The sequence below is a fragment of the Streptomyces sp. NPDC055025 genome (assembly GCF_053608565.1).
In genome coordinates, this window is record NZ_JBSGVS010000077.1 from 1 (window position 1) to 21,333 (window position 21,333).

The following is a 21,333-nucleotide window of genomic DNA, read 5'->3' on the forward strand; positions in this document are numbered from 1 at the left end:
GACCCGGGGGAGGCGGCCATGTCCAGAACCCACGCCCACGAGGGAGCGCTCCCATGACCGGCGCCAGCGGCACGGCACCGTACGCATCCGAGATCAAGGACCTGATCGGCCGTATGACGGCCGAGGAGAAGCTCGGCCAGCTCCAGCAGCTCTCCTGGACCGGTGACACCGGTCCGGGAGAGGGACAGACCCACGAGGTGGAGACCACGGCGCGCGCGGGGCTGCTCGGCTCCGTACTGAATGTCACGGGCCCCCGGCACACCAACTACCTCCAGCGCATCGCCGTCGAGGAGTCCCGGCTCGGTATTCCGCTGCTCTTCGGCCTCGACATCATCCACGGCTACTGGACGACCTTCCCGATCCCGCTCGCCCAGGCCGCCAGCTTCGATCCCGGGGTGTCGGCGCGGGACGCCGAGGTCTCGGCGGGTGAGGCGCGCTCCAACGGACTGCACTGGACGTTCGCGCCGATGATGGATGTCACCCATGAGCCCCGCTGGGGGCGGATCGCGGAGAGCGGGGGCGAGGACCCGTATCTCAACGCGCGCTTCGCGGCGGCCAAGGTACGCGCCTACCAGGGCGACGATCTCGCGGCCCCGGACCGGATCGCCGCCTGCGCCAAGCACTTCGTCGCCTACGGGGGAGCCGAGGGCGGCCGTGACTACAACACCGTCGATGTCTCCGAGGCACGGCTGCGCAATCTCTATCTGCCGCCGTTCAAGGCCGCCGTCGACGCGGGCGTGGCGACCGTCATGGCGGCGTTCAACACCGTCAGCGGAGTCCCGGCCCACGCCGACCCCCACACACTGACCGCCATCCTCAAGGAGGAGTGGGGCTTCGACGGATTCGTCGTCAGCGACTGGACCGGTGTCCATGAGCTGATCGCGCACGGCTTCGCCGCGGACGGCGCGGACGCGGGCCGGCTGTCCCTCGACGCCGGTGTGGACATGGAGATGGTCTCCACCCATCTCGCCGACCACGGAACGCGGTTGCTCGCCGAGGGCCGGATCAGCCGTGAGCGGCTCGACGACGCCGTGGCCCGGATCCTGCGGCTGAAGTTCCGTCTCGGGCTCTTCGACCGGCCGTACACCGACGAGAGCGCCGTGATCACCGCGCCGACCGGTCCGGCGCGCGCGGCGGCGCGGGAAGCGGCGGCGCGCTGCATGGTGCTGCTGAAGAACGACGGGGGAGTGCTGCCGCTGAGCACGGGGACCGGATCGCTCGCGGTCGTCGGCCCGTTCGCCGGCTCCACCGATCTGCTGGGCACCTGGATCGCACCGGGAGCCGCGGGCTTCCCCGCGGTCACGGTCGTCGACGCCGTCAGGGCCGCGGTGCCGGGCGCCGAGGTCGGATACGCGCCAGGGGTCGAGGCCCAGGGGCAGGACACCGGCGGAATCCCGGAGGCGGTCGCCCTCGCCCGCGCCGCCGATATGACGATCGTGGTGGTGGGCGAACCCGCCGGGATCACCGGCGAGGCGGCCACCCGCGCCGATCTCGCGCTGCCCGGCGCACAGCGGGAACTCATCGCCGCGATCGCCGCCACCGGGCGGCCCTTCGTGGTCGTCCTCGTCAACGGCCGTCCCCTGACCGTGGCGGACTGGCTCGACTCGGCCCCCGCCGTCCTGGAGGCCTGGCACCCGGGCACCGAGGCCGGCCACGCCATCGCCGATGTGCTGTTCGGCGCGGTCAACCCCGGCGGCAAGCTTCCGGTCACGTTCCCCCGTACGGTCGGACAGGTCCCGGTCTACTACAACCACGAGAACACGGGCCGCCCCTATCGTCCGGCGCACTCCGACGAGAAGTACGTCTCCCGCTATCTCGACCTGGACGACGGACCGCAGTTCGTCTTCGGCCACGGGCTGAGCTACACCACCTTCACCGTCGAGGAACCGAGCCTGAGCACCGGGCGCGTCACAGCCGCGGAACTGCGCGAGGGAGCCACCGTCGAGGTGGCGGTGACGGTACGGAACACCGGTGACCGCACCGGCGACGAGGTCGTCCAGCTCTATGTCCACGACCTGGTGGCCACCCAGGTCCAGCCGGTCCGCCGGCTGCGCGGCTTCCGGCGCGTCACCCTCGCCCCGGGCGAGTCCACCACCGTCCGGTTCCCGCTCGGCGCCGAGGACCTCGGATTCTGGTCGGGTACGAGCGAGCCCCGATTCACGGTCGAACCAGGCGACTTCGACATCTACACGGGCAACAGCGCACGCGCCGACCGGAAGCGGACGCTGACCGTGACCTGAGGTGAGAGGGCTCAATCCGGTGCGGTGCCGAACTTCTGACGGGATGGGTCCGGGTCTCCGGTTTCCGGCCTGGTTCGCAGGAGTGAGACGTATCGGAGCCGAGAGCGATCAGCGGAAGACGCCTGCTCGGCACCACCGCCCTCGCCGCCGGAACCGTCCCGGCGGCGAGGGCGGCGGACGGGAGTTCCGCCGCGCCGGGCACCCGCTCCTTCCCTTCTCGTTCATGAAATGTCCACCCTGGATTAACAACTGACTTGTTCTCGGAAGCCCCGGCCGGATACATCTACCTTCACGACCTGGGGAGGGACGTCATCGTCGTGGGGGGCGTTTTCCGTCGTGCCATGGGCCGGCGGCCGTACATCAACGATCCGACAGCGCGCACCGCCATGCGCGGCGCGAGCCGCTCCCGGCCCCGGGTTCCTTCGCATCTCACTGGAGGCGGCATGTCTGCCCACGCAAGACCCGGGGCCCGGTGGCCCCGCCGTATCACCCGCTCGGCCGTACTCGGCTGCGCCGCGCTGCTCGTGAGCGGCTCCCTGATGGTCACGGCCTCGGCCGCGGAACCGGGCGCCGGCGCGCACGGCCCGATCGCGCTGCCCGCTCCGGCGTCCGCGGCCCGGCCCGTCTTCACCATTCCAGGCCGGACCGACGCGGGAGCGGCGGCCGGCGCCGCCGGAGAACGCCGTCTCGCCGCCGCGCGGGCGGCTGCCGCGGGCGCCGCCGAGCGCGCCGACCTGAACGGTGACGGCACGAGCGATCTGCTCTACCGCGTCAGCAACGGAGACGTCTGGGCCGACTGGGGCACCGGCGGCGCCGTGGTCATCGCCTCGGACAGCTCCCAGGTCAAGGATCTGCTGCTGCCCGGCGACCTCACCGGCGACGGCACGGCCGATCTGCTCACCCTGACGCCGACCGGCGCGCTGCGGCTCCACAGCGGCGCGAACGCCACCACCGACGGCGGTATGACCGCGTACACCACGCTCGGCAACGGCTGGCAGGCATACGACAAGCTGGTCGTCCCCGGCGATCTGACCGGGGACGGCACCCCGGACCTGCTGGCCCGGAGCAGCGCGGGACTGTATGTCTTCCCGGGCACCGGGAAGGGTTTCGGCACCGGGACCAAGGTCGGGGGCGGCGGCTGGAGCCAGTTCGACCAACTGGTCGGCGCCGACGACCTCACCGGCGACGGGATCGCCGACCTCGTCGCGCGCAACCCCACCGGGCTGTACCTCTATCCGGGCAACGGCGCGGCCACCGGCTATCCGTTCCAGGAGCGTGTCCAGATCGGCGGCACCGGCTGGCTCCAGTACAACCAGCTCGTCGGCGGCGCCGACTACGACGGCAACGGCACCGCGGACCTGGTGGCCCGTTCGTACGACGGCAGCCTGTACTACTACGCGGGCAACGGCACCGGCACCTTCGCCGCCCGTGAGCTCGCCGGCACGGAATGGGGCGCGGTCACCCAGTTCGCGGGCTCGGGCCCCCGGCCGAACTTCGGCAAGGGCGGTGTCTTCGCCCGTACCCCCGGTGGCGCGCTCTACTACTACGACGCCACCGGCACCGGCCGGCTCAGCGCGAAGTACCCGATGGGCGAGGGCTGGGACCGCTCCGTGTCACGGCTGACCCACGCGGTGTCGCTGCGCGCGAACGGGCTCTCCGATCTGATCGAGCACAGCCTCTACGACGGCCACCTCTACAACTCGGGCCTCTACGCCTCGTCCGACCCGGATATCGCGGGCGGCTCGAAGTCGTACAACCTTGTCATCGGCCCCGGCGATCTCGACGGTGACGGCAAGAGCGATCTGCTGGCCCGCAGTTCCACGGCCCTGTACTTCTACGCGGGCGCCGGTACGGGCCTGTCGGTGAAGCCCCGGGTCCAGATCGGCGGCAGCGGCTGGACGCAGTTCGACAGGATCGTCGGTGCCGGGGACCTCACCGGTGACGGCCGCGCCGATCTGGTCGCCCGCGGCTCCGCCGGTCTGTATCTCTACGCGGGTACGGGCGCGGCGAGCACGCCCTTCGCGGCGAAGGCACAGGTCGGTGGGACGGGCTGGAGCCAGTACAAGAACATCGCCGCACCGGGCGATCTCGACGGTGACGGCGCCGCCGATCTGCTGGCCTCGAACACGGCGGGCGAGCTGTACTTCTACGGGGGTACGGGCAAGGCGGACGTGCCCTTCAAGGCCCGGGTGCGGATCGGCAGCGGCGGCTGGAACCAGTACGCCGATCTGCTCTGACCCCAGTGGTTTCTGACCGGCTCCGCCCGCCGTACGGACTTCCGACGGGACCGGTGTGCGGGCCGGGGAGCACCCCGGCTCGCACGACGGCACGGCGGCGGCCGTCAGCGAAGCAGACCGAGGGCCTGGTCACACCGGTCGGGGTGGTTCCGGAAACCTGCCCAGCCCTTCGGGTGTGCCAGGACGGCCGCCAGCGCGCCTTCCAGTCCGAGGGTCTGCGGCCCCGCGATCTCCCGCATGACGACGACCGCCGCGGCCAGACCGTCCATGCCGCCCGCCGAGAAAGGCGCGAGGGCGGCCGCCCGGTCGGCCGGGGACACGGTACGGATGGACTCCACGAGCGGTCGCAGCCACCGGGCCCACCGGGCGTAGGTCTCCTCACCGGGCGGTTCCGCCACGGCGAGGAACGGCTCCAGCGCCCGGCCGAGCCGCTCCGCGCAGGAGTGGGATGTCTGCTCGGCCCATGGGTGGTCGGCGACGAAGTGCTCCCAGCCGACGTCCACGGGGAGCCATTCGAGCCACTGGCGGGTCGCGGGCCGCAGCCCTTCGTAGCCGGTGAGCACAAAGGTGTCCCGCACCAACGTGTACTCCGGCGGGGCGTGTTCGGCCAGCAGGACCGCGTCGTACAGGTCCTTGCCCTGCGGATGGAAGTCACTGACCAGCCACAGGAGCTTCCAGGCGAGCGAGAGCCCGGGAGAGGCCGCGAGAAGGCGGCAGCCGGGGCCGTCCCCGAGCGGGCGCAGCTCCATGAGCGCGGCGGGCTCGGGCAGACGCTCGTTGAACACCAGATCGAGCTGGACGGTGCCTCCCGGAATCCCCGGCGCCGTCCAGGGCAGCAGCATCCGGCGGCCCGGAACACGGTCGTAGGTCCAGATGTCCTCCGTGACCATGCCGGCGGCGTCGATCAGCACCGTGTCGCCGCGCGCGTGGGCGAGGGCCGCCGCGTCGCGGGCGATGGCCTCGAACACCCCGGCGGTACGCGGCTCGTCCATCGCCCAGTCCCGCGGCACGACCACGAAGTCCAGATCGCCCGGGTCACGTGCCCGCTCGCCGAACCAGGTGGCCATCAGCACACTGCCACGCAGCACGAGATGCTCCGCCCAGGGGCCCCCGGCGATCGCCGCGAGCACGATGTCCAGCACCGTACGGCGGGTCCGGTGCCACACCGGGCCCGCCGCCTCGTCCTCGAAACGGGGTTCGCCCGCCTGGTAGGCGTTGCCGAACTGCTTCAGCGCCGGATCGAACACCGCGGGCCGGGTCATTCCGGCCGGCGTGGGCAGCAGCGTGCGCGGAAGGTCCGACCGTTGCCGGGCCGTCTCGTCGAGAGGGGTGTGCGGGACGCTTCCCGCCCTCATCCACAGCCGCTCCCAGGGAGCGGACTCGGCGGACTCGTCGGAGAAGGACGTCATCGTAAAGGCCCCCGGGGCGGTCATGGCGGCGATGTGCGGATCTCACCCACAGTGTCAGCCCGCGGGACCGACGGCCAGAGAATATCGCTCCTGCCCACCGCCGCGGATCAGCCGTTGAACCGGAGCACATACCGTCGTTGCCACGGAGTCTCGACGGCACGGGGGTGGTAGTGCCGGCGTACGTACTCCACCGACCGGTCCGCGGGCACTCCGTCGAGAACGGCGAGACAGGCGAGCGCCGTTCCCGTCCGGCCGCGACCGCCCCCGCAGGCGACCTCGACGCGCTCGCCGGCGGCACGCGCCAGCGCCTCGCGGAGAACCTCCCGCGCGCCCGCGCCGTCGCTCGGCAGCCGGAAGTCCGGCCAGCGCAGCCACCGGGACTCCCAGGGGACCCCGGCGGGCTCCTTGCCGAGGAGATGGACCGTGAAGTCGGGCCGCGGACCGGCCGGCAGCGGCCGGCGCAGCGCACGCCCTCGGACCAGGCGCCCCGAGGGAAGCCGCAGGACACCGGCGCCGGCGGGATCCCAGGTCTCGGTCACGCGTCCACGATAGCCGTGGTTCAGGCACGGCAGCCGTGGTTCAGGTCAGGGCCGACGCCGTGTGGTGGTGACGGTCGAACACCGCCCGGAAACGCGGGAACCGTACGGACTTCGGATCCAGCAGATCGAGCAGGGCGACCAACTGCCGCTGGATCCCTTCGAGTCGGACGAGCGCGGGACCGACGTCCTCGGCCAGCCGGTCCACGTCCGAGAGCAGCCGCTCGAACCACCGGCGGAAGTCGTCGTCCGTGTCGAGCCTCGCGGAGAACTCCGCGAACCCCAGACAGCGCCGCCGGCCGGGCTCCCCGTCCGGGTGGACCATCAGCTCACCGACGGCCCGTTGCTCCGTGCGGAAGAGCCGCAGTTCGTTGCTGTCGGAGGAGATCCGGCCGAGAGCGGAACCGACCTCCGAGATCTGGATCATGACCGCCTGGTTGGTACGGGACCTGCCGAGGTCGAGGAACTGGACGTCGCGGCGGAGGATCTCCACCCAGCCGAGGTACTCGGCGAGTACGAAGACCGTGCTGCGCCGCACATACTCGGCCTCCTCGGGGGTGCCCCGGGTGAGGAACCCGGTCAGGAAGCCGTGGCCGGGCCCGGGACCCCGGTCGACGACATACCCGCGCAGTACGTTGAACAGTCTGCTCTGGAGATCGAAGGCGGCCCACGCCAGTGAGGCCCCGTACGTCTCCATCAGATTGCGCTGTTCCATGGTGCGCAGCCGCCGCTGGGTCCAGTAGCCCAGCACGGCCGCCGCGGAGGCGCTGCCCAGGGCCACCACCGCGGACACCAGAGTCAGGACATCCATCGGTGAACCTCTCCCCCCGGAGACGACTGCGTACCGTCACGGCCGCGAACCCGCCGTATCCTAGCCCTTCGCGCAGCGGCTCGCCGTCCGGCAGCGGGCTCGTCGCGCGGTCCGGCGCGGGGCCCGTCACCGGCACGGCGATCGTCACAGGATTCGTCACACGGTGGATCCGCGCGCTGGCACACGGTGCGCCCGGCTCCTTTGAACAGGCGGTCCGGCGGAGCAGGCCCGATGATGGGAGGCCAGAAGCGCGGGAAGGCGACGGGCAGAGGCTGGATCATGGCCGTGTGGCACGTGCGGGACTTCGCCCCGGACGATCTGGAAGCAGTGGTGCGTCTCGACGGCGAGAGTGCCACCACCGACCGGCCCGCCGTCTTCCGTCTCTCCGAGGTCGTCGCCGCGCTCCAGGCACAGCACCCCAGCGTGGTCGCGCTGGCCGACGATCATCTCGTGGGCGCGGCGGTGGGGCGGGTCGACGGCGACCGGGCCTGGGTGCTGCGGATCGGTCTGCACCCGGCCTGGCGGAATCTGGGTCTGGGCACGGCGCTGCTCGACGCCCTGGAGCACCGTCTCCAGGGCGCGGGCGCCAAGACCGTCGCCGCGCTGCTGCCCGGGGAGGAGACCGGCGCCACCGCGTTCGCCAACGCGGGATTCCGTCCCCACCAGGGTCTGACGTATTTCGAGAAGGCACAGTCCGTGACCGCCCAGGACTCGGCCGTCCTGTCCTCGCTCGGCGCGCAGGTGCCCCCGTCCGGGCTCTGGGAGAAGCTCAGCGGCATGGCCGAGGAGAAGCAGCTCATCGAACGGCGGCTGGTGCTGCCATTGGCCAACCCCGAACTCGCCGACCAGCACGGGGTCGAACCGCCCAGGTGCGTGGTGCTGTTCGGCCCGCCGGGCACCGGCAAGAGCACCTTCGCGATGGCGGTGGCCAGCCGGCTCGGCTGGCCTTTCGTGGAGCTCTTCCCGTCCCGGATCGCGCTGGAGGACGGGCTGGCGAACGGACTCGGCCGGCGCTTCGACGAGATCGCGCAACTCGACCACGCGCTGGTCTTCATCGACGAGGTGGAGGAGGTCGCGGGTGCCCGTAATCTCGCCGACCCGGTCTCCGTCGGTGTGGTCAACGAACTCCTCAAGTCGATCGTCCGGTTCCGTGATCACGACGGCAGGCTGCTGATCTGCGCCACCAACACCGTCGCCGCCCTCGACCCGGCCTTTCTGCGGCACGGCCGCTTCGACTACGTCCTGCCGGTCGGCCCGCCCGATCACGAGGCCCGCAACGCCCTCTGGGCCAGCTACATAGCCAAGGCGGGAGCCCGCGCCGACACCGAGGTACTCGCCGACGCCAGCGACGGGTTCACCCCCGCGGACATCAAGCAGGCCGCCCGTACCGTCGCCCAGAGCATCTTCGAGCGCACTCTCGACAGCGGGGAACGGGCCCGGCCCACCACCGAGGACTATCTCCGCACCATCCGCCGCACCCGCCCCACCGTCACCAATGAGATGGCGATGGAGTTCGCCGACCACACCATCCGCTACGGCCGCGTCTGAAGGCCGGCCGCTCCTCCCCGTCCCGCCGGACCGGCTGACCGCCCGGGGGTTCGTCGTCCTACCATGGTGCCCGTGACCACGATTGATGCCGAAGACGTCCGCCGTATCGCCCTGGCACTCCCGGAGACGGTGGAGAAGGAAGCGTGGAGCATGCCCACGTTCCGGGTGGCGGGGAAGATGTTCATCACGGTCCCCGACGACGAGACGTCGTTCGCCGTACGGTGCCCCAGGGACGAGCGGACCGAGCTGATCGCGGCGGAGCCGGAGAAGTTCTGGGTGCCGCCGCACGAGGCGAGCTCCTCGTGGGTACGGGTGAGGCTCCGTGCCCTGGACGATTTGGACGAGCTGCGCGACATCCTCGTGGACTCCTGGAGGCAGGCCGCCCCGGGACGTCTGCTGGAGGCGTTCCCCGCCCTGGAGTCCCAGCTGGACTCCGGCGCGCGATAGGCCGCGCGTACACGGGGCCGCACACATCCGCCGCGTGCGGACGCGTCTGCCGCACACAACAAGAACGCCCCCTCAACGAGGGGGCGTAACTCTGCTCGACGACGTCAGCTCGACCACGTCAGACACCGCTGACGGCGGGATTCGTACCCGCGATCCGGGATCACTGTAGCCGGTGGGGACCGCGTACAGGGGGAGGCTCCGCCGACACGCCGGGAGATCCGTCGTCATACGATCACCGGCATGACGGAGGGGCGGCGGATCATGAATAGGACGGACGGCGTGGGCGGAGACGCGGACGCGGGCTCGGACCCGGACGCGAGCTCGGGCTCGGATCCGGAGTGGATGGCGCGCAGGCTGGACGAGGCCTTCGGGGCGGACCATGTGGTGCGGGTGGCGCCGGAGCGGCTGCACCCGGCGATCGTGCACCCACCCACACGCGCGTTTCTGAGCGGCACCGGCCTGGTGCGCGGGACGGGACTCCTCGAACTCGCCCCGGACCTCGGGGACGGTGCCCGGCAGGTGTCCGACCTGTTCCCCGACGAGGCCGAAGGCCCCGACGGCGTGGGGGAGTTCGTGGTACTGGGCAGCTTGGCGCCGGACGAGTACGATCCCGGCGAGCACATCGTGCTGGACGGCCGTACCGGCCGGGTCCATGCCCTCCACGACCCCGACGAGAGCAGGTTGCTCGCCTCCGGGCTGTACTCCTTCACACTCTTCGCGCTCGCCCTGGAGTGGCTGCGCACCGACCGCGGGACATTCGAGGGATTCGAGGGGCGGTACGGTCCGGAAGCCGTGGCGGAGTCGACCGGCACACTGCTCGGCCTGCTGTGTGAGCACGACCCCGTGCTGCTCGGCTCGGAGGACGAGGACACCGAGGTGTCCGCCTTCTGGCGGCTCTCCCTGCTGTTGCGCCCACTGACCCGGATCGCCCCGCCGGGGGAGGGCGACGGGCTCGCGATCGCTCTGCCCGAAGGGCTGCTGGAGAAGGAGTACGGCGCGGACGCGGTGGTGCGCTTCGCCGACGAGGACCTTCCCCCGGCACTGACCCATGAGCCCACCCGGGCCTTCCTCCGGGACACGGGCCTGGTCCGCGAGAGCGTCTGGGTCTCCCTGGACGACGGCCCGCTGCCGACCCTGGCCGAGTACCACGCGGACGGGCGGGACGAGGAGACCTACGGTGCCCCGGCGCCCGGCGCCGGGGGGCTGATCCGTATCGGCTACCTCGTCGAGGACATCGACCTCGTCATCGACGGAGCGTCAGGCCGGGTACGGGGCTGGTCGATTCCGGAGAGGCGGCTCCTCCCCGTCAACTCCGATGTGTCCACACTCGCGTTCACCCAGTGGCTGATCGCCCGAGTGAGAGCCTTCGACCACGAGCACCGGATCACCGACGACTACGTCAGCCTGGCCGCCACGGCCACCGCCGTACTCGCCGACGTCGAACGGACCGCCCGCTCCGGCGCCGAGGACGCCGAGGGAACCGACGGCAGCGACGGCGACGGGGGCTATTGGCCGGAGGCCTTCCACGACGAGGCGGGCGGAGGCCTCTACGCCTAGAAAGGAGGTCGTTCCGGCGGCCCGGCGGCCCGGCGGATGGTGAGGTCGGGGGAAGAGGTGGGTGAACGCGGCTGTGGCGTCTGGCCGCTGACACTTCCGGGCTAGTCCGGCAGGCCCGGCGAAGTTCCCCGGCCGCATGCTGATGGGCGAGGCCCCACTCCTTCGTGAAGGGAAGTGCCATGGCTTCATCCATACCCGAGGGTTCGCGGCGCCGGGGCCGGTACGGCCTGGTGGCCACCTGCACCGCGGCGGCCGCTCTCAGCGGCTGTGCCAGTCCGTCGGTTCTCCCGACGGCCCCCAACGCCGGTCAGCCCGGCCGCGCGGTGGCCGAGGCCGAGGCCACACCCCAGTACCCGTACGCGCCCTGCGGCAATCCGCCGGTGAAGCTGGAGAAGCAGGACCAGGAGTTCCTGAACCAGCTGGCCGCCGAGGACGGACCGCCCCTGTACGACCTGTCCTACGAGGCGGCGCGCGAGGTGCTCAACAAGCTCCAGTCGGGCCCCGTCGACAAACTTCCCGCGGAGATCAGTGAGCGGACCGTACCCGGTGGTCCGACCGGACCCGTCTCCATCCGCGTCGTACGCCCGCCCGGAATCACGGGTCCCCTGCCCGGCGTCGTCTACCTCCACGGCGGCGGCTGGATCCTGGGCAACGCGCAGACCCACGACAGGCTCGTACGCCAGATCGCCAACGGCGCCCGTGCCGCGGTGGTCTTCGTCAACTACACGCCGTCCCCGGAGGCACAGTTCCCCGTGCCGAACGAGCAGGCGTACACCGTCGCCAAGTGGCTCGCCGAACACGGCAGCGAGATCGGCGTCGACTCCTCCCGGCTCGCCATCGCCGGCGACTCGGTGGGCGGCAACATGACCGCGGCCGTCACCCTGATGGCCAAGCAGCGCGGCGGGCCGAACTTCCTCCAGCAGGTCCTGCTGTACCCGGTCGTCGACGCGCGCTTCGACACCCCGTCGTACAACCGGTTCGCGGAGGGCTGCTGGCTCACCCGCGGGGCGATGGAGTGGTTCTGGGACGCGTTCGCGCCCGACCACGCCGTCCGCGACCAGCCGCTCGCCTCGCCCCTGCTCGCCTCCGTCGAGCAGCTCCGGGGTCTGCCCAAGGCGCTGGTGATCACCGATTCCGACGTCCTGCTGGACGCCGCCAACGCCTACGCGGACAAGCTGCGCAGCGCGGGAGTCCCGGTGACCAACCGCCACTTCGCGGGCGTCACCCACGACTTCATGATGCTCAACGCCCTGTCGGGCACCCAGGGCGACAAGGAGGCCGTCGCGGAGACCACCAAGACGCTCCGCGAGGCGCTCTACGGGAAGCAGGAGGAAGGGGCCGGTTCGAAGTGAGCCGGCGGATCCGGCCGGAGCCGGCGCGGACGGTCCGACAGCCCGTCCGGCACTGACAGCCCGTCCGGCACCCCTGCCGCCACGCCGCCGCTCGTCCCGAGCCGTGGCCGGCCCGTCACCCGGGTCGGCCACGGCAGCCTGCCCCGGATCACCCCCGGATCACGCCCCGAGCGCCCCGGCGACGGCGATGCCCATGAAGACCGCACCGAGCCCGGCGACCACGCTCGCGACGGCATTGGCGGCGGCGTAGAACCTCGCGCCGTCCTCGGCCAGCCGCAGCGTCTCGTAACTGAACGTGGAATACGTCGTCAGCGCCCCGCACAGCCCCGTGCCGATGAACAACCGCGCCGGGGAGGACGCCGCATCCGCCGTGACAGCGCCCGTCAGCAGCCCGAGGACCAGACACCCCACGACATTGACCGTGAACGTCCCCCACGGGAAGAGGGTGTCGTGCCGGGCCTGTACCGCCCGGTCGGTCAGATACCGCAGCGGTCCGCCGATCGCCGCCCCGGCCAGCACCAGGAGCCAGTTCACCGGTCCTCCTCGCGTTCCGTGTACCGGACGACCTCGCACTCGTCGAGGACCACCAGCCCCTCCCCGACCACTTCGTCGAGCTGTGGCAGGAACGCCCGGATCTTCTCCCCGGCGTCCACGATCACCACCGCCACCGGCAGATCCTCACTCAGCGACAGCAGCCGGTGCGTATGGATCAGCGAGGACGCCCCGTACCCCTCGACACCGTGGAAGACGCTCGCTCCCGCCAGCCCCGCCGCGTGCGCCCGGTGCACGATCTCCGTGTAGAGGGGCCGGTGATGCCACAGATCCGATTCCCCGACGAGGACCGTCATCCGCAGGGCCGTGCCCGTCAGCTTCGTCATGCCCGCCTCCATGCCACGACGCGGCGTGTCACCCACACCGCGGCCCACACCGCCGCGAGGGCCGCGAGCAGTGTCAGTCCCAGATAGGCCATCCCCGTACGGGCCCGGCCGGCGGCCACCAGACGCTCGATGTCCACCGCGTAGGTGGAGAACGTGGTGAAACCGCCCAGCACACCGGTGCCGAGGAACGGACGGACCAGCCGGTGCGCCGTCCACGCCTCGGTGATCACCACCATGAGCACACCGATCAGCGCGCAGCCACTGACATTGACCCCGAACGTCGTCCAGGGAAACGCGCCGGCGGCGGTCGGCCAGATCAGCGAAGCACCGTACCGGGCCGCCGCGCCGCACATCGCGCCGAGCGCCACGACGCCCACCACCGGCCATGGCACCCGCGCACGCGCCGGACGCCGCCCGGGGACGGAGAGATCGACATCGGGACGGGGGGACCGGTCGGCGGGCTCTTCCATCGCACGGCTCCGGGGAACTCGCACCACCATGTTCCTCCTACTCGCTCGGCACCCGGATCCGGGCGCACTGCCTCGCAAGTAGGGACCGTTGGCGGTCTGTCACCGCGGTTCGGGTACGGCGGGCCCCACCACCGCTCGGCGCTCCTCGGAGCGCTCAATGTCAAGGCTAACGGCAGGGGCCGCCCGCGCGCCAACCGCGTCCCCTGACGTGCGAGGGGACCGCGGCTATGACGTTCCGTGCCGCCGGACCGTGCCGTCCGGTTCCGTGGCCCGCAGATCGGCCAGCAGCTCGGCCTGGCCCGTCAGCACCCCGGACAGGATCGTCCGCGCCACCCTGAGCAGCTCCGCGACATTCGGATTGGCCAGTGTGTAGTGGACGGCCGAGCCCTCCCGGCGGGTGGTGACGAGGTTGGCACGGCGCAGGACGGCCAGTTGCTGTGACAGATGGGACGGCTCGACACCCACCTCGGTCAGCATCTCGGAGACCGCGTGCTCCCGCTCGCTCAGCAGCTCCAGCACACGGATGCGGACGGGGTGCCCCAGCGTTTTGAAGAACTCCGCCTTGAGCTGGTAGAGAGGCGTGCTCACCGGAGCCGCCCCACGCCGCAGAAGACCGCCGCGCGGCGCGATCGCCGTCCCTGTGCGCGCTCGGCGCGTCGCACGCGTCCAGAACTCATCGTCATGGGGCCATCCTCGCGCCTCCGCGCCGGAGCGATGACCTCGGTACCTGCCAAGACCCGCTATTCCGACGACGGAGAGGGCCCGCACCGATCCGGCGAGGAGGGCTACAGGGGGAGGGTGATCCAGATGCTCTTGCCCCGGCCGTCGGCGTCGCCGCGTACGACCGCCGTCCCGCCGAGGCCGAGGGTGAGTTCGGCCACGATGGCCAGCCCACGCCCCGCCGCAGCGGTGGCCGGCGCGTACAGGGCGGGCTGGAAGGGGTGACGGTCGTGGACGGCGAACGCGAACGTGTCCGGCCCGGCCGCGAAGACGACGGTGACGGCGGGGGAGAGGACGGCGGCGTGCCGCACGCTGTTGGCGACCAGCTCGCTCACGATCAGCAGCGCCGGATCCACGCTCGGATGGCGGTGGCTGATGCCCCATTCGGCCAGTACCTGTTCGGTGGTCTCACGTGCCATCCGTACCGCCGTCCCCATGGCGGGCAGGGTCAGTACATGCCGGCGGGGAAGGGTGTCGATCCGCGTGATCACCGGGCCCCCGTGGGAACGAGGCGGAAGCCGGTGACGGTCTGCGGCTGGATGCGCACGAGGGTGTCGTGCGGGCCATGGGCCCAGCCGGGCAGCGTACGGCGGTAGTGGGCGGCCTCGTCCAGGTCGGTGATGACCGTGGCGGGTCCGCCGGCGGTGACGGTCCAGCCGGTGCCGTTCGCCGCGCGGATCTCGTCCGCGTGATAGGTCAGCGGCACCCGCCCCGACAGGGCCGCCGGCTGGGCGGGGGTACGGACGATCAGACGCCCGTACTCCAGGACATGCACCGCGGGGCGGACCATGGCGTTCTCCCGCTGGACATACACCAGCCGTCCGTGGACGGCGCCTTCGAGCAGCCACAGGGCCTCGGTGCCGGAGACCTCGACCAGGCGGCGGGGCACGGGAACGGTCATCGCGAAGCCTCCTCGGTACGGGGGGCGGGCAGGCCGGGAACGGCGGGCAGGAGACCGGCGCCGCGCAGATAGGCGCGGGCCCCGGCGATGGCCTCGGGCGTGGTGGCGTACTCCCGCCCTTCGTGCCGGAGCAGGTCCAGGACCCCGACGGAGCCGAGGGCCTGACGCTGACCCGGCCGTATCCCCGAGGTCATGACGGCGATGCCGCGCCGGGTGAGCTTCTCCACCGCGTCCTTGAGGACCAGCGCGCCGGTGGCGTCCACCGTCGATACGCGCGACATCCGCAGGATGACCACCCGCACGTCGGCGACCTCGCTCAGTTCCAGCAGGAAGCGGTGCGCGCCGGCGAAGAACAGCGGCCCGTCGATCCGGTAGGCGACGATGTGCTCGGCGAGCAGCGCGTGCTCCTCGTCGCTGTGTCCGCCCGGCAGATCGGGACGGAGGTCCACCTGATCCATCCGGGCCTGCTGGGCCACGGCCCGCAGCGCCAGGGCGCCGGCCACCGCCAGACCGATGATCACGGCGAGGACGAGGTCGAGCACGAGGGTCGCCACCGCGGTCAGGACGAGTACGGTCGCGTCCGAGCGGGTCGCGCGGACCATCGCGCGGAGCGCGCCGACCTCGACCATACGGATCGCGGTCGCCAGCAGCACCCCGGCCAGCGCGGCGAGAGGGATCCTGGCGACCAGTGGGGCGGCGGCGAGGACGATCACGGCGAGGACGGCGGCATGGGTGAGCGCGGCCAGCCGGGAGGACGCGCCGGTGCGGACATTGACGGCGGTACGGGCGATCGCGGCCGTCGCCGGGACCCCGCCGAAGAGCGGAGCGGCCAGGTTCGCCAGGCCCTGCCCGAACAGTTCCCTGTCCGGATCGTGCCGCTGACCGACCGTCATACCGTCCGCGACCGTGGCGGACAGCAGGGACTCCAGGGCCGCGAGCGCCGCGACCGCCACCGCCGGGGCGAGCAGCGAACCGAGCGCGGAGAGATCGAGGAAGCCGAGGGACGGCGCGGGCAGGCCGGACGGCAGGGGGCCGATCGAGGCCGCGTCCAGGTGGCAGAACCGTACGACGAGGGTCGCGGCGATCACCGCGACGATGGAGAACGGGACGACGGGCCGCCACCGTGCGCCGAGCAGCATCACGGCCGCCACGGCGAGGGTGAGGGCCGGGGCGGTCCAGTGGGGGGCGCGTACGAATTCCCCGACCGCCCGCCAGGCCACCGCCAGGACGCTGTCGCCCTCGGGCGCGGCCACTCCCAGCGCGTTCGGGATCTGCTGGAGACCGATCACACAGGCGATGCCGAGGGTGAAGCCCTCCACCACCGGGGCGGGGACGTACCGCATGTACCGTCCGGCACGCAGCAGGGCGAGTGCGATCAGCAGGACACCGGCCATCAGCCCGACGGTGAGCACACCACCGGGGCCGTACTGGGCGACGATCGGCACCAGTACGACCGTCATGGCGCCCGTCGGTCCGGAGACCTGGAGGTTCGAGCCGCCGAACAGCGCCGCGAGGGCGCCCGCCACCACGGCGGTCGCCAGACCGGCCGCCGCGCCGAGCCCGGAGGACACGCCGAACCCCAGGGCGAGCGGCAGCGCGACGACGGCGACGGTGAGGCCGGCCAGCAGGTCCCGGCGGGGGTGACGGCCCATGAGCGCGAAGTCGGCCCGGACGGGCAGCAGGGAACGGATCCGGCCCCGGGGCGGGACCGGCGGCGTACGCGCGCTCACCGCGCGGAGACCTCGGTCTCCCGAGGCTCCTCCCGTTCCCGCAACTCCTCCAGCAGTTCGTTCTGTCCGGCGAGCATGTCGGTCAGGATCCGCCGGGCGGCCCTCATCAGCTCCGCCACGTCCCCGCCGGCCAGTTCGTACACCACGGTCGGTCCCTCGCGGGTGGCGCGCACGATGCCGGAGCGGCGCAGCACCGCCAGTTGCTGGGAGAGGCTCGACGGTTCGATCCCCGTCGCCGTGAGCAGATCCCGTACGGGCATCGGCCCGTCCTGCAGCAGCTCCAGCACCCGGATACGGACCGGGTGCCCCAGCATCCGGAAGAACTCGGCCTTCACCTGGTACAGCGGAACCGGCACGGTCTCGGACCTCTCCTCACCATCTGGTCACTCCGACGACCACAGCATGTAGTGAATTGCAGAATTTTGCAATTCATCCAGTCGGCAGTTCCGGTAGGTGACCGATCCGCTGCGGATCGAGGGGCAGGTCTCAGCTGTCGAAGTCGACCGCCAGCGTTTCCGAGACGGGGAAGGTCTGGCAGGTCAGGACATATCCCTCGGCCACTTCCGACCGCTCCAGCGCGAAGTTGCGCCGCATGTCGCCCTCGCCCTCCGTGATACGGGCGCGGCAGGTGCCGCAGACGCCTCCCTTGCAGGCGAACGGCAGGTCGGGGCGGGTGCGTTGGGCGCCGTCGAGAAGGGTGATGCCGCGCGGCAGCGCGGACGTGGTGGAGCGGCCGTCGAGAGTGATCGTGACCTGGCTGACGGGACCGTCCGCCACCGCGTCCTCGTGCCGGACCGACCGTACGGGCTGGTCGTCGGCGTAGAACAGCTCCCGGTGCACACGGTCGGACGGTACGCCCAGCTCCGCGAGGAGCCGCTGCGCCTCCTGGACCATGAGATGCGGACCGCACAGCCACCAGTGGTCCGTGGCCCCGACGTCCACCAGTCCGCCGATGAGCGCGGTCAGCCGCTCGGCGTCGAGGCGGCCCGACAGCAGCTCGGCCTCGCGCGGCTCGCGGGAGAGCACATGCCCGAGCTGGAGCCGCGCGGGGTGGAGGTCCTTGAGATCCGCCAGCTCGTCGGCGAACATCACCGTGTCCGTACGGCGGTTCCCGTAGAACAGCGTGACACGCGAGCGGCCGTCGGCCGCGAGGACCGACTCGGCGATCGACAGCATCGGGGTGATGCCGGAGCCCGCCGCGACCAGGACATGGTGGCCGGGTGTGCCGAGGTCGGGGGTGAAGGAGCCGGTGGGCCCCATCACCTCGACGGTGTCGCCGGGACGTACGCCGTGCACCAGCCAGGAGGAGAAGAGCCCGCCGGGGACCATACGTACCCCGATCCGCGGCGGTGTGCCCTCGGGAGAACAGATGGAGTACGAGCGGCGCTCGTCCCGTCCGTCGATCTCGCGGCGCAGGGTGAGCGACTGGCCGGCCCGGTGGGCGAACTCCCCGGTCAGCTCCTCGGGGATGTCGAAGGCGATCGCCGCGGCGTCCTCGCACAGCCGCTCGACGGCGGTCACCCGCAGCCGGTGGAAGGCAGGCCGGCGGCGCGTGCGCGCGGTCGCGGCGCTCGTCCCGGCCGTGGGGCCGGCCGCGTTCTCCGCACCGGCCCCGGTCGCGCTTCCCGCGCCGGTCGAGCCGGCGGCGGCGGTGGTCGGGGCCATCAGATCTCCTTGACGTACTCGAACGGTTCCAGACAGGCACGGCAGCGCCACAGCGCCTTGCACGAGGTGGAGGCGAAGCGCGAGGTCTCCTCGGTGTCGGCCGAACCGCAGCGCGGGCACTCCACCGCCCGCCGGGTGACCGACAGTTCCAGCGGGACGGGCCCGGCGGCCCGCCGGCGCACCGGGCCGGGCGGCGCGATGCCGTGTTCGACGAGCTTGCGGCGGCCCGCGGGGGTGATCCACTCCGTGGTCCACGGCGGATCGAGTTCCGTCCTGATCTCCACCCGCGCGAATCCCGCCGCCCGCAGCCCGGACGCCACACCGGCGCGCATCTCGGCCATCGCCGGGCAGCCCGAGTACGTCGGGGTCAGACGCGCGACGACCGTGCCGTCGGCCATGACCTCGACGCTCCGCAGCACCCCCAGATCGGCGAGGGTCAGCATGGGCAGCTCGGGATCCGGCACCTGCTCGGCGACCCGCCGGGCCCGCCGCGCGGTGAGGGACGCGGGGGAGGGGCTCGTGGTCACCATGTCGCCTCCGGATGGGCACGCGCCACGCTCTGCAACTCCGCCAGCAGCGGCGCCAGATGTACGGTGTGGTCGCCGTCCCGGCCGCCGCCCGCCAGGGGAGCGGCGTCGGGAAGCGTGAGCCCGGCGGCGTCGAGAACCTGGCCGAGCACCTCCGTCACCTCGTCCCGTACGGACCCCGCGTCGATGCCGAAACCCGGCTCCGCGTCGAGGAGTTCACCGATGTACGGGGTGATCTCACCCAGTGCCGCGACCATCCGGCGGCGCGACTCCTCCGTGCCGTCACCCAGCCGCAGTGTCCAGTCGGCGGCGAACTGGCGGTGGTAGGCCAGTTCGTTGACACCCTTGGCCGCGACGGCCGCCAGCACCGGATCCTTCACCGCCGTCGCCAGCCGTCCGAACACCGCCAGCCGCCAGCAGGACAGCACGAGCAGCCGCACGGTCGAGAAGGCGAAGTCCCCGTTGGGCAGTTCGGCCAGGCGTACATTGCGGAAGTCGTCCGCGTCCCGGAAGTAGGCGTACGCGTCCTCGTCGCGCCCGGTGCCGTCCACCTGCCCCGCCCGTGCGTAGAGCAGCCGGGCCTGGCCGAGCAGATCGAGCCCGATATTGGCCAGCGCCACCTCCTCCTCCAGCTCCGGCGCGCGGGTGCACCACTCGGCGAGGCGCTGCGCGCCCACCAGGGCGTCATCGGCGAGCGCGAGACACCGACCGGTCAGTTCCCGGGTGTCGACCCCCTCCGGCACGGCCGTGTCCACACCGTGCAGCGGGTCCTCGAAACCGGTGCCGAACGCCCATCGGGCGTCGCCGTCGTCATGCCCCTCGGCCAGGGACAGATAGACATGGTCGTCGCTCATATCCCTCTCCTGGATGCGCTCATGCCCGGCTCCTAGATGTGGGGGACGTCATCGGGGATGTCGTAGAAGGTGGGATGGCGGTAGACCTTGTCCGCGCTCGGCGCGAAGAAGGGGTCCTTCTCGTCGCGCGTGGAGGCCGCGATGTGCTGGGAGCGTACGACCCAGATACTGACGCCCTCGTTGCGCCGGGTGTACAGATCACGGGCGTGGCTGAGCGCCATGGCGTCGTCGGCGGCGTGCAGCGAGCCGACATGCACATGGTTGAGACCGCGCTTGCCCCGTACGAACACCTCGTACAGCGGCCACTCCCCCGTGGTCTCCGGCGCGCTCCGCGCCGTGCTTTCCTCGTGGCCGCTCATGCCGCCGTCCCTTCCTCGTTCCGGGCGGCCCGGCGGGCCGCGTGGGCGGTCGCCGCCGCGCGGACCCAGGCGCCCTCCTCGTGTGCTGTCCGCCGCCGCGCGACCCGCTCGCCGTTGCACGGTCCGTCGCCGCGGATCACCCGCTGGAGCTCGGACCAGTCGGGGGTGCCGAAGTCATGGCGCCCGCGCTCCTCGTTCCAGCGCAGCTCGGGGTCGGGGAGCGTGACACCGAGCTTCTCCGCCTGCGGCACGGTCATATCGACGAACCGCTGGCGCAGCTCGTCATTGCTGTGGCGCTTGATCTTCCAGGCCATCGAGGCCGCGGAGTTGGGGGAGTCGCCGTCGGGCGGCCCGAACATCATCAGCGACGGCCACCACCAGCGGTCGACCGCGTCCTGCACCATCGCGCGCTGGGCGTCCGTACCGCGCATCATCGTCATCAGCAGCTCGTAGCCCTGCCGCTGGTGGAAGGACTCCTCCTTGCAGATCCGCACCATGGCGCGCGCGTAGGGCCCGTAGGAACTGCGGCACAGCGGGACCTGGTTGCAGATCGCCGCGCCGTCCACGAACCAGCCGATCACCCCGACATCCGCGAAGCCGGGTGTCGGATAGTTGAAGATCGAGGAGTACTTCTGGCGCCCTTCGATCAGCCGCTCGGTCAGATCGGCGCGGTCGGCCCCCAGGGTCTCGGCCGCGGAGTAGAGATAGAGGCCGTGCCCCGCCTCGTCCTGGACCTTGGCGAACAGGATGGCCTTACGGCGCAGCGACGGAGCCCGGGTGATCCACTCGCCCTCCGGCTGCATACCGATGATCTCCGAGTGCGCGTGCTGTGCGATCTGCCTGATCAGCGTCTTGCGATAGGCGTCGGGCATCCAGTCGCGCGGTTCGATCCGCTGATCCCGCTCGATGGTCGCGTCGAAGTGCGCCTGGAGGCGCGCTCCGTCCGAGCCGGTGGCGGTGGTGACGGACGAGGCGGCGACGGACGAGGCGGAGTCTGTCGTGGTCATCGATACCAGCTTCCCAACCGACCGTTCGTTCGGTATGTAGTGTGACGAGTCTACTGCGCACGTGCGAGCCCCGCCAAGGGGGTAC

At 71.7% G+C, this 21,333-nt stretch carries 22 protein-coding genes; 6 read left to right on the top strand and 16 right to left on the bottom strand.

The genetic code is table 11. The features are described 5' to 3' along the window. Positions 1-53: 53 nt before the first annotated feature. Positions 54-2,240, top strand: coding sequence for a glycoside hydrolase family 3 N-terminal domain-containing protein (locus ACWGDX_RS33965; protein WP_453631898.1), 2,187 nt, complete (start codon positions 54-56; stop codon positions 2,238-2,240). Positions 2,241-2,683: 443 nt separating this feature from the next. After that, the gene (locus ACWGDX_RS33970; RefSeq protein ID WP_453631899.1) at positions 2,684-4,477 is read left to right on the top strand and encodes an FG-GAP repeat domain-containing protein; all 1,794 of its coding nucleotides are present in this window, start codon (positions 2,684-2,686) and stop codon (positions 4,475-4,477) included. 104 nt (positions 4,478-4,581) lie between these two features. Here ACWGDX_RS33970 and ACWGDX_RS33975 read toward each other — a convergent pair whose 3' ends face one another. The 3 genes from ACWGDX_RS33975 to ACWGDX_RS33985 all read right to left on the bottom strand — a co-directional run bounded on the left by ACWGDX_RS33975 (position 4,582) and on the right by ACWGDX_RS33985 (position 7,233). Then, positions 4,582-5,886, bottom strand: coding sequence for a nucleotidyl transferase AbiEii/AbiGii toxin family protein (locus ACWGDX_RS33975; RefSeq protein ID WP_453631901.1), 1,305 nt, complete (start codon positions 5,884-5,886; stop codon positions 4,582-4,584). A gap of 107 nt (positions 5,887-5,993) precedes the next feature. Continuing rightward, positions 5,994-6,425, bottom strand: a complete 432-nt coding sequence (locus tag ACWGDX_RS33980; protein ID WP_453631903.1) for a protein-tyrosine phosphatase family protein — start codon at positions 6,423-6,425, stop codon at positions 5,994-5,996. Between the two features lie 40 nt (positions 6,426-6,465). Beyond that, positions 6,466-7,233 carry a hypothetical protein gene (locus ACWGDX_RS33985; RefSeq protein WP_453631905.1) on the bottom strand — a complete coding sequence of 256 codons (768 nt, stop codon included), beginning with the start codon at positions 7,231-7,233 and terminating at the stop codon, positions 6,466-6,468. 279 nt (positions 7,234-7,512) lie between these two features. Here ACWGDX_RS33985 and ACWGDX_RS33990 point away from each other — a divergent pair, with 279 nt between their 5' ends. From ACWGDX_RS33990 to ACWGDX_RS34005, 4 genes are all read left to right on the top strand, one after another. Next, positions 7,513-8,781 (top strand): ATP-binding protein, encoded by a 1,269-nt coding sequence (locus tag ACWGDX_RS33990; RefSeq protein ID WP_453631963.1) that lies wholly within the window; start codon positions 7,513-7,515, stop codon positions 8,779-8,781. Positions 8,782-8,844: 63 nt separating this feature from the next. Next, positions 8,845-9,228 (top strand): MmcQ/YjbR family DNA-binding protein, encoded by a 384-nt coding sequence (locus ACWGDX_RS33995; RefSeq protein WP_453631907.1) that lies wholly within the window; start codon positions 8,845-8,847, stop codon positions 9,226-9,228. A gap of 240 nt (positions 9,229-9,468) precedes the next feature. Next, positions 9,469-10,785, top strand: a complete 1,317-nt coding sequence (locus ACWGDX_RS34000) for an SUKH-4 family immunity protein (protein ID WP_453631909.1) — start codon at positions 9,469-9,471, stop codon at positions 10,783-10,785. Positions 10,786-10,964: 179 nt separating this feature from the next. Further along, positions 10,965-12,137, top strand: coding sequence for an alpha/beta hydrolase (locus ACWGDX_RS34005; protein ID WP_453631911.1), 1,173 nt, complete (start codon positions 10,965-10,967; stop codon positions 12,135-12,137). Between the two features lie 159 nt (positions 12,138-12,296). Here the strand turns inward: ACWGDX_RS34005 and crcB are convergent, their stop codons facing one another. The 13 genes from crcB to paaA form a co-directional block, all read right to left on the bottom strand. Then, the gene (gene crcB, locus ACWGDX_RS34010) at positions 12,297-12,671 is read right to left on the bottom strand and encodes a fluoride efflux transporter CrcB (RefSeq protein ID WP_453631913.1); all 375 of its coding nucleotides are present in this window, start codon (positions 12,669-12,671) and stop codon (positions 12,297-12,299) included. Continuing rightward, on the bottom strand, positions 12,668-13,015 hold the full coding sequence (locus ACWGDX_RS34015) for a DUF190 domain-containing protein (protein WP_363085922.1): 348 nt from the start codon (positions 13,013-13,015) through the stop codon (positions 12,668-12,670). Before ACWGDX_RS34015 ends, crcB begins: the two co-directional genes overlap by 4 nt. Next, entirely contained in the window at positions 13,012-13,485 is a 474-nt protein-coding gene (locus ACWGDX_RS34020) for a fluoride efflux transporter FluC (protein ID WP_453631915.1), read from the bottom strand. Before ACWGDX_RS34020 ends, ACWGDX_RS34015 begins: the two co-directional genes overlap by 4 nt. A 225-nt stretch (positions 13,486-13,710) precedes the next feature. After that, the gene (locus ACWGDX_RS34025) at positions 13,711-14,073 is read right to left on the bottom strand and encodes an ArsR/SmtB family transcription factor (protein ID WP_453631917.1); all 363 of its coding nucleotides are present in this window, start codon (positions 14,071-14,073) and stop codon (positions 13,711-13,713) included. Positions 14,074-14,270: 197 nt separating this feature from the next. Then, complete coding sequence (locus ACWGDX_RS34030) at positions 14,271-14,642, bottom strand: ATP-binding protein (RefSeq protein WP_453631965.1); 372 nt, start codon at positions 14,640-14,642, stop codon at positions 14,271-14,273. 50 nt (positions 14,643-14,692) lie between these two features. Beyond that, on the bottom strand, positions 14,693-15,106 hold the full coding sequence (locus ACWGDX_RS34035; protein ID WP_453631919.1) for a pyridoxamine 5'-phosphate oxidase family protein: 414 nt from the start codon (positions 15,104-15,106) through the stop codon (positions 14,693-14,695). Then, positions 15,103-16,758, bottom strand: a complete 1,656-nt coding sequence (locus ACWGDX_RS34040; RefSeq protein WP_453631967.1) for a SulP family inorganic anion transporter — start codon at positions 16,756-16,758, stop codon at positions 15,103-15,105. The genes ACWGDX_RS34035 and ACWGDX_RS34040 overlap by 4 nt, the downstream gene beginning before the upstream one ends. 74 nt (positions 16,759-16,832) lie before the next feature. Then, positions 16,833-17,192, bottom strand: a complete 360-nt coding sequence (locus ACWGDX_RS34045) for an ArsR/SmtB family transcription factor (protein ID WP_363086104.1) — start codon at positions 17,190-17,192, stop codon at positions 16,833-16,835. A gap of 130 nt (positions 17,193-17,322) precedes the next feature. After that, the gene (gene paaE, locus ACWGDX_RS34050; protein WP_453631921.1) at positions 17,323-18,501 is read right to left on the bottom strand and encodes a 1,2-phenylacetyl-CoA epoxidase subunit PaaE; all 1,179 of its coding nucleotides are present in this window, start codon (positions 18,499-18,501) and stop codon (positions 17,323-17,325) included. Next, positions 18,501-19,031, bottom strand: a complete 531-nt coding sequence (gene paaD / locus ACWGDX_RS34055) for a 1,2-phenylacetyl-CoA epoxidase subunit PaaD (protein ID WP_453631923.1) — start codon at positions 19,029-19,031, stop codon at positions 18,501-18,503. Before paaD ends, paaE begins: the two co-directional genes overlap by 1 nt. Continuing rightward, on the bottom strand, positions 19,025-19,882 hold the full coding sequence (gene paaC, locus ACWGDX_RS34060) for a 1,2-phenylacetyl-CoA epoxidase subunit PaaC (RefSeq protein ID WP_453631925.1): 858 nt from the start codon (positions 19,880-19,882) through the stop codon (positions 19,025-19,027). The genes paaD and paaC overlap by 7 nt, the downstream gene beginning before the upstream one ends. A 32-nt stretch (positions 19,883-19,914) precedes the next feature. Next, entirely contained in the window at positions 19,915-20,241 is a 327-nt protein-coding gene (gene paaB, locus ACWGDX_RS34065) for a 1,2-phenylacetyl-CoA epoxidase subunit PaaB (protein ID WP_453631927.1), read from the bottom strand. Next, positions 20,238-21,248, bottom strand: a complete 1,011-nt coding sequence (paaA, locus tag ACWGDX_RS34070; protein ID WP_453631929.1) for a 1,2-phenylacetyl-CoA epoxidase subunit PaaA — start codon at positions 21,246-21,248, stop codon at positions 20,238-20,240. Before paaA ends, paaB begins: the two co-directional genes overlap by 4 nt. Positions 21,249-21,333: the final 85 nt, after the last annotated feature.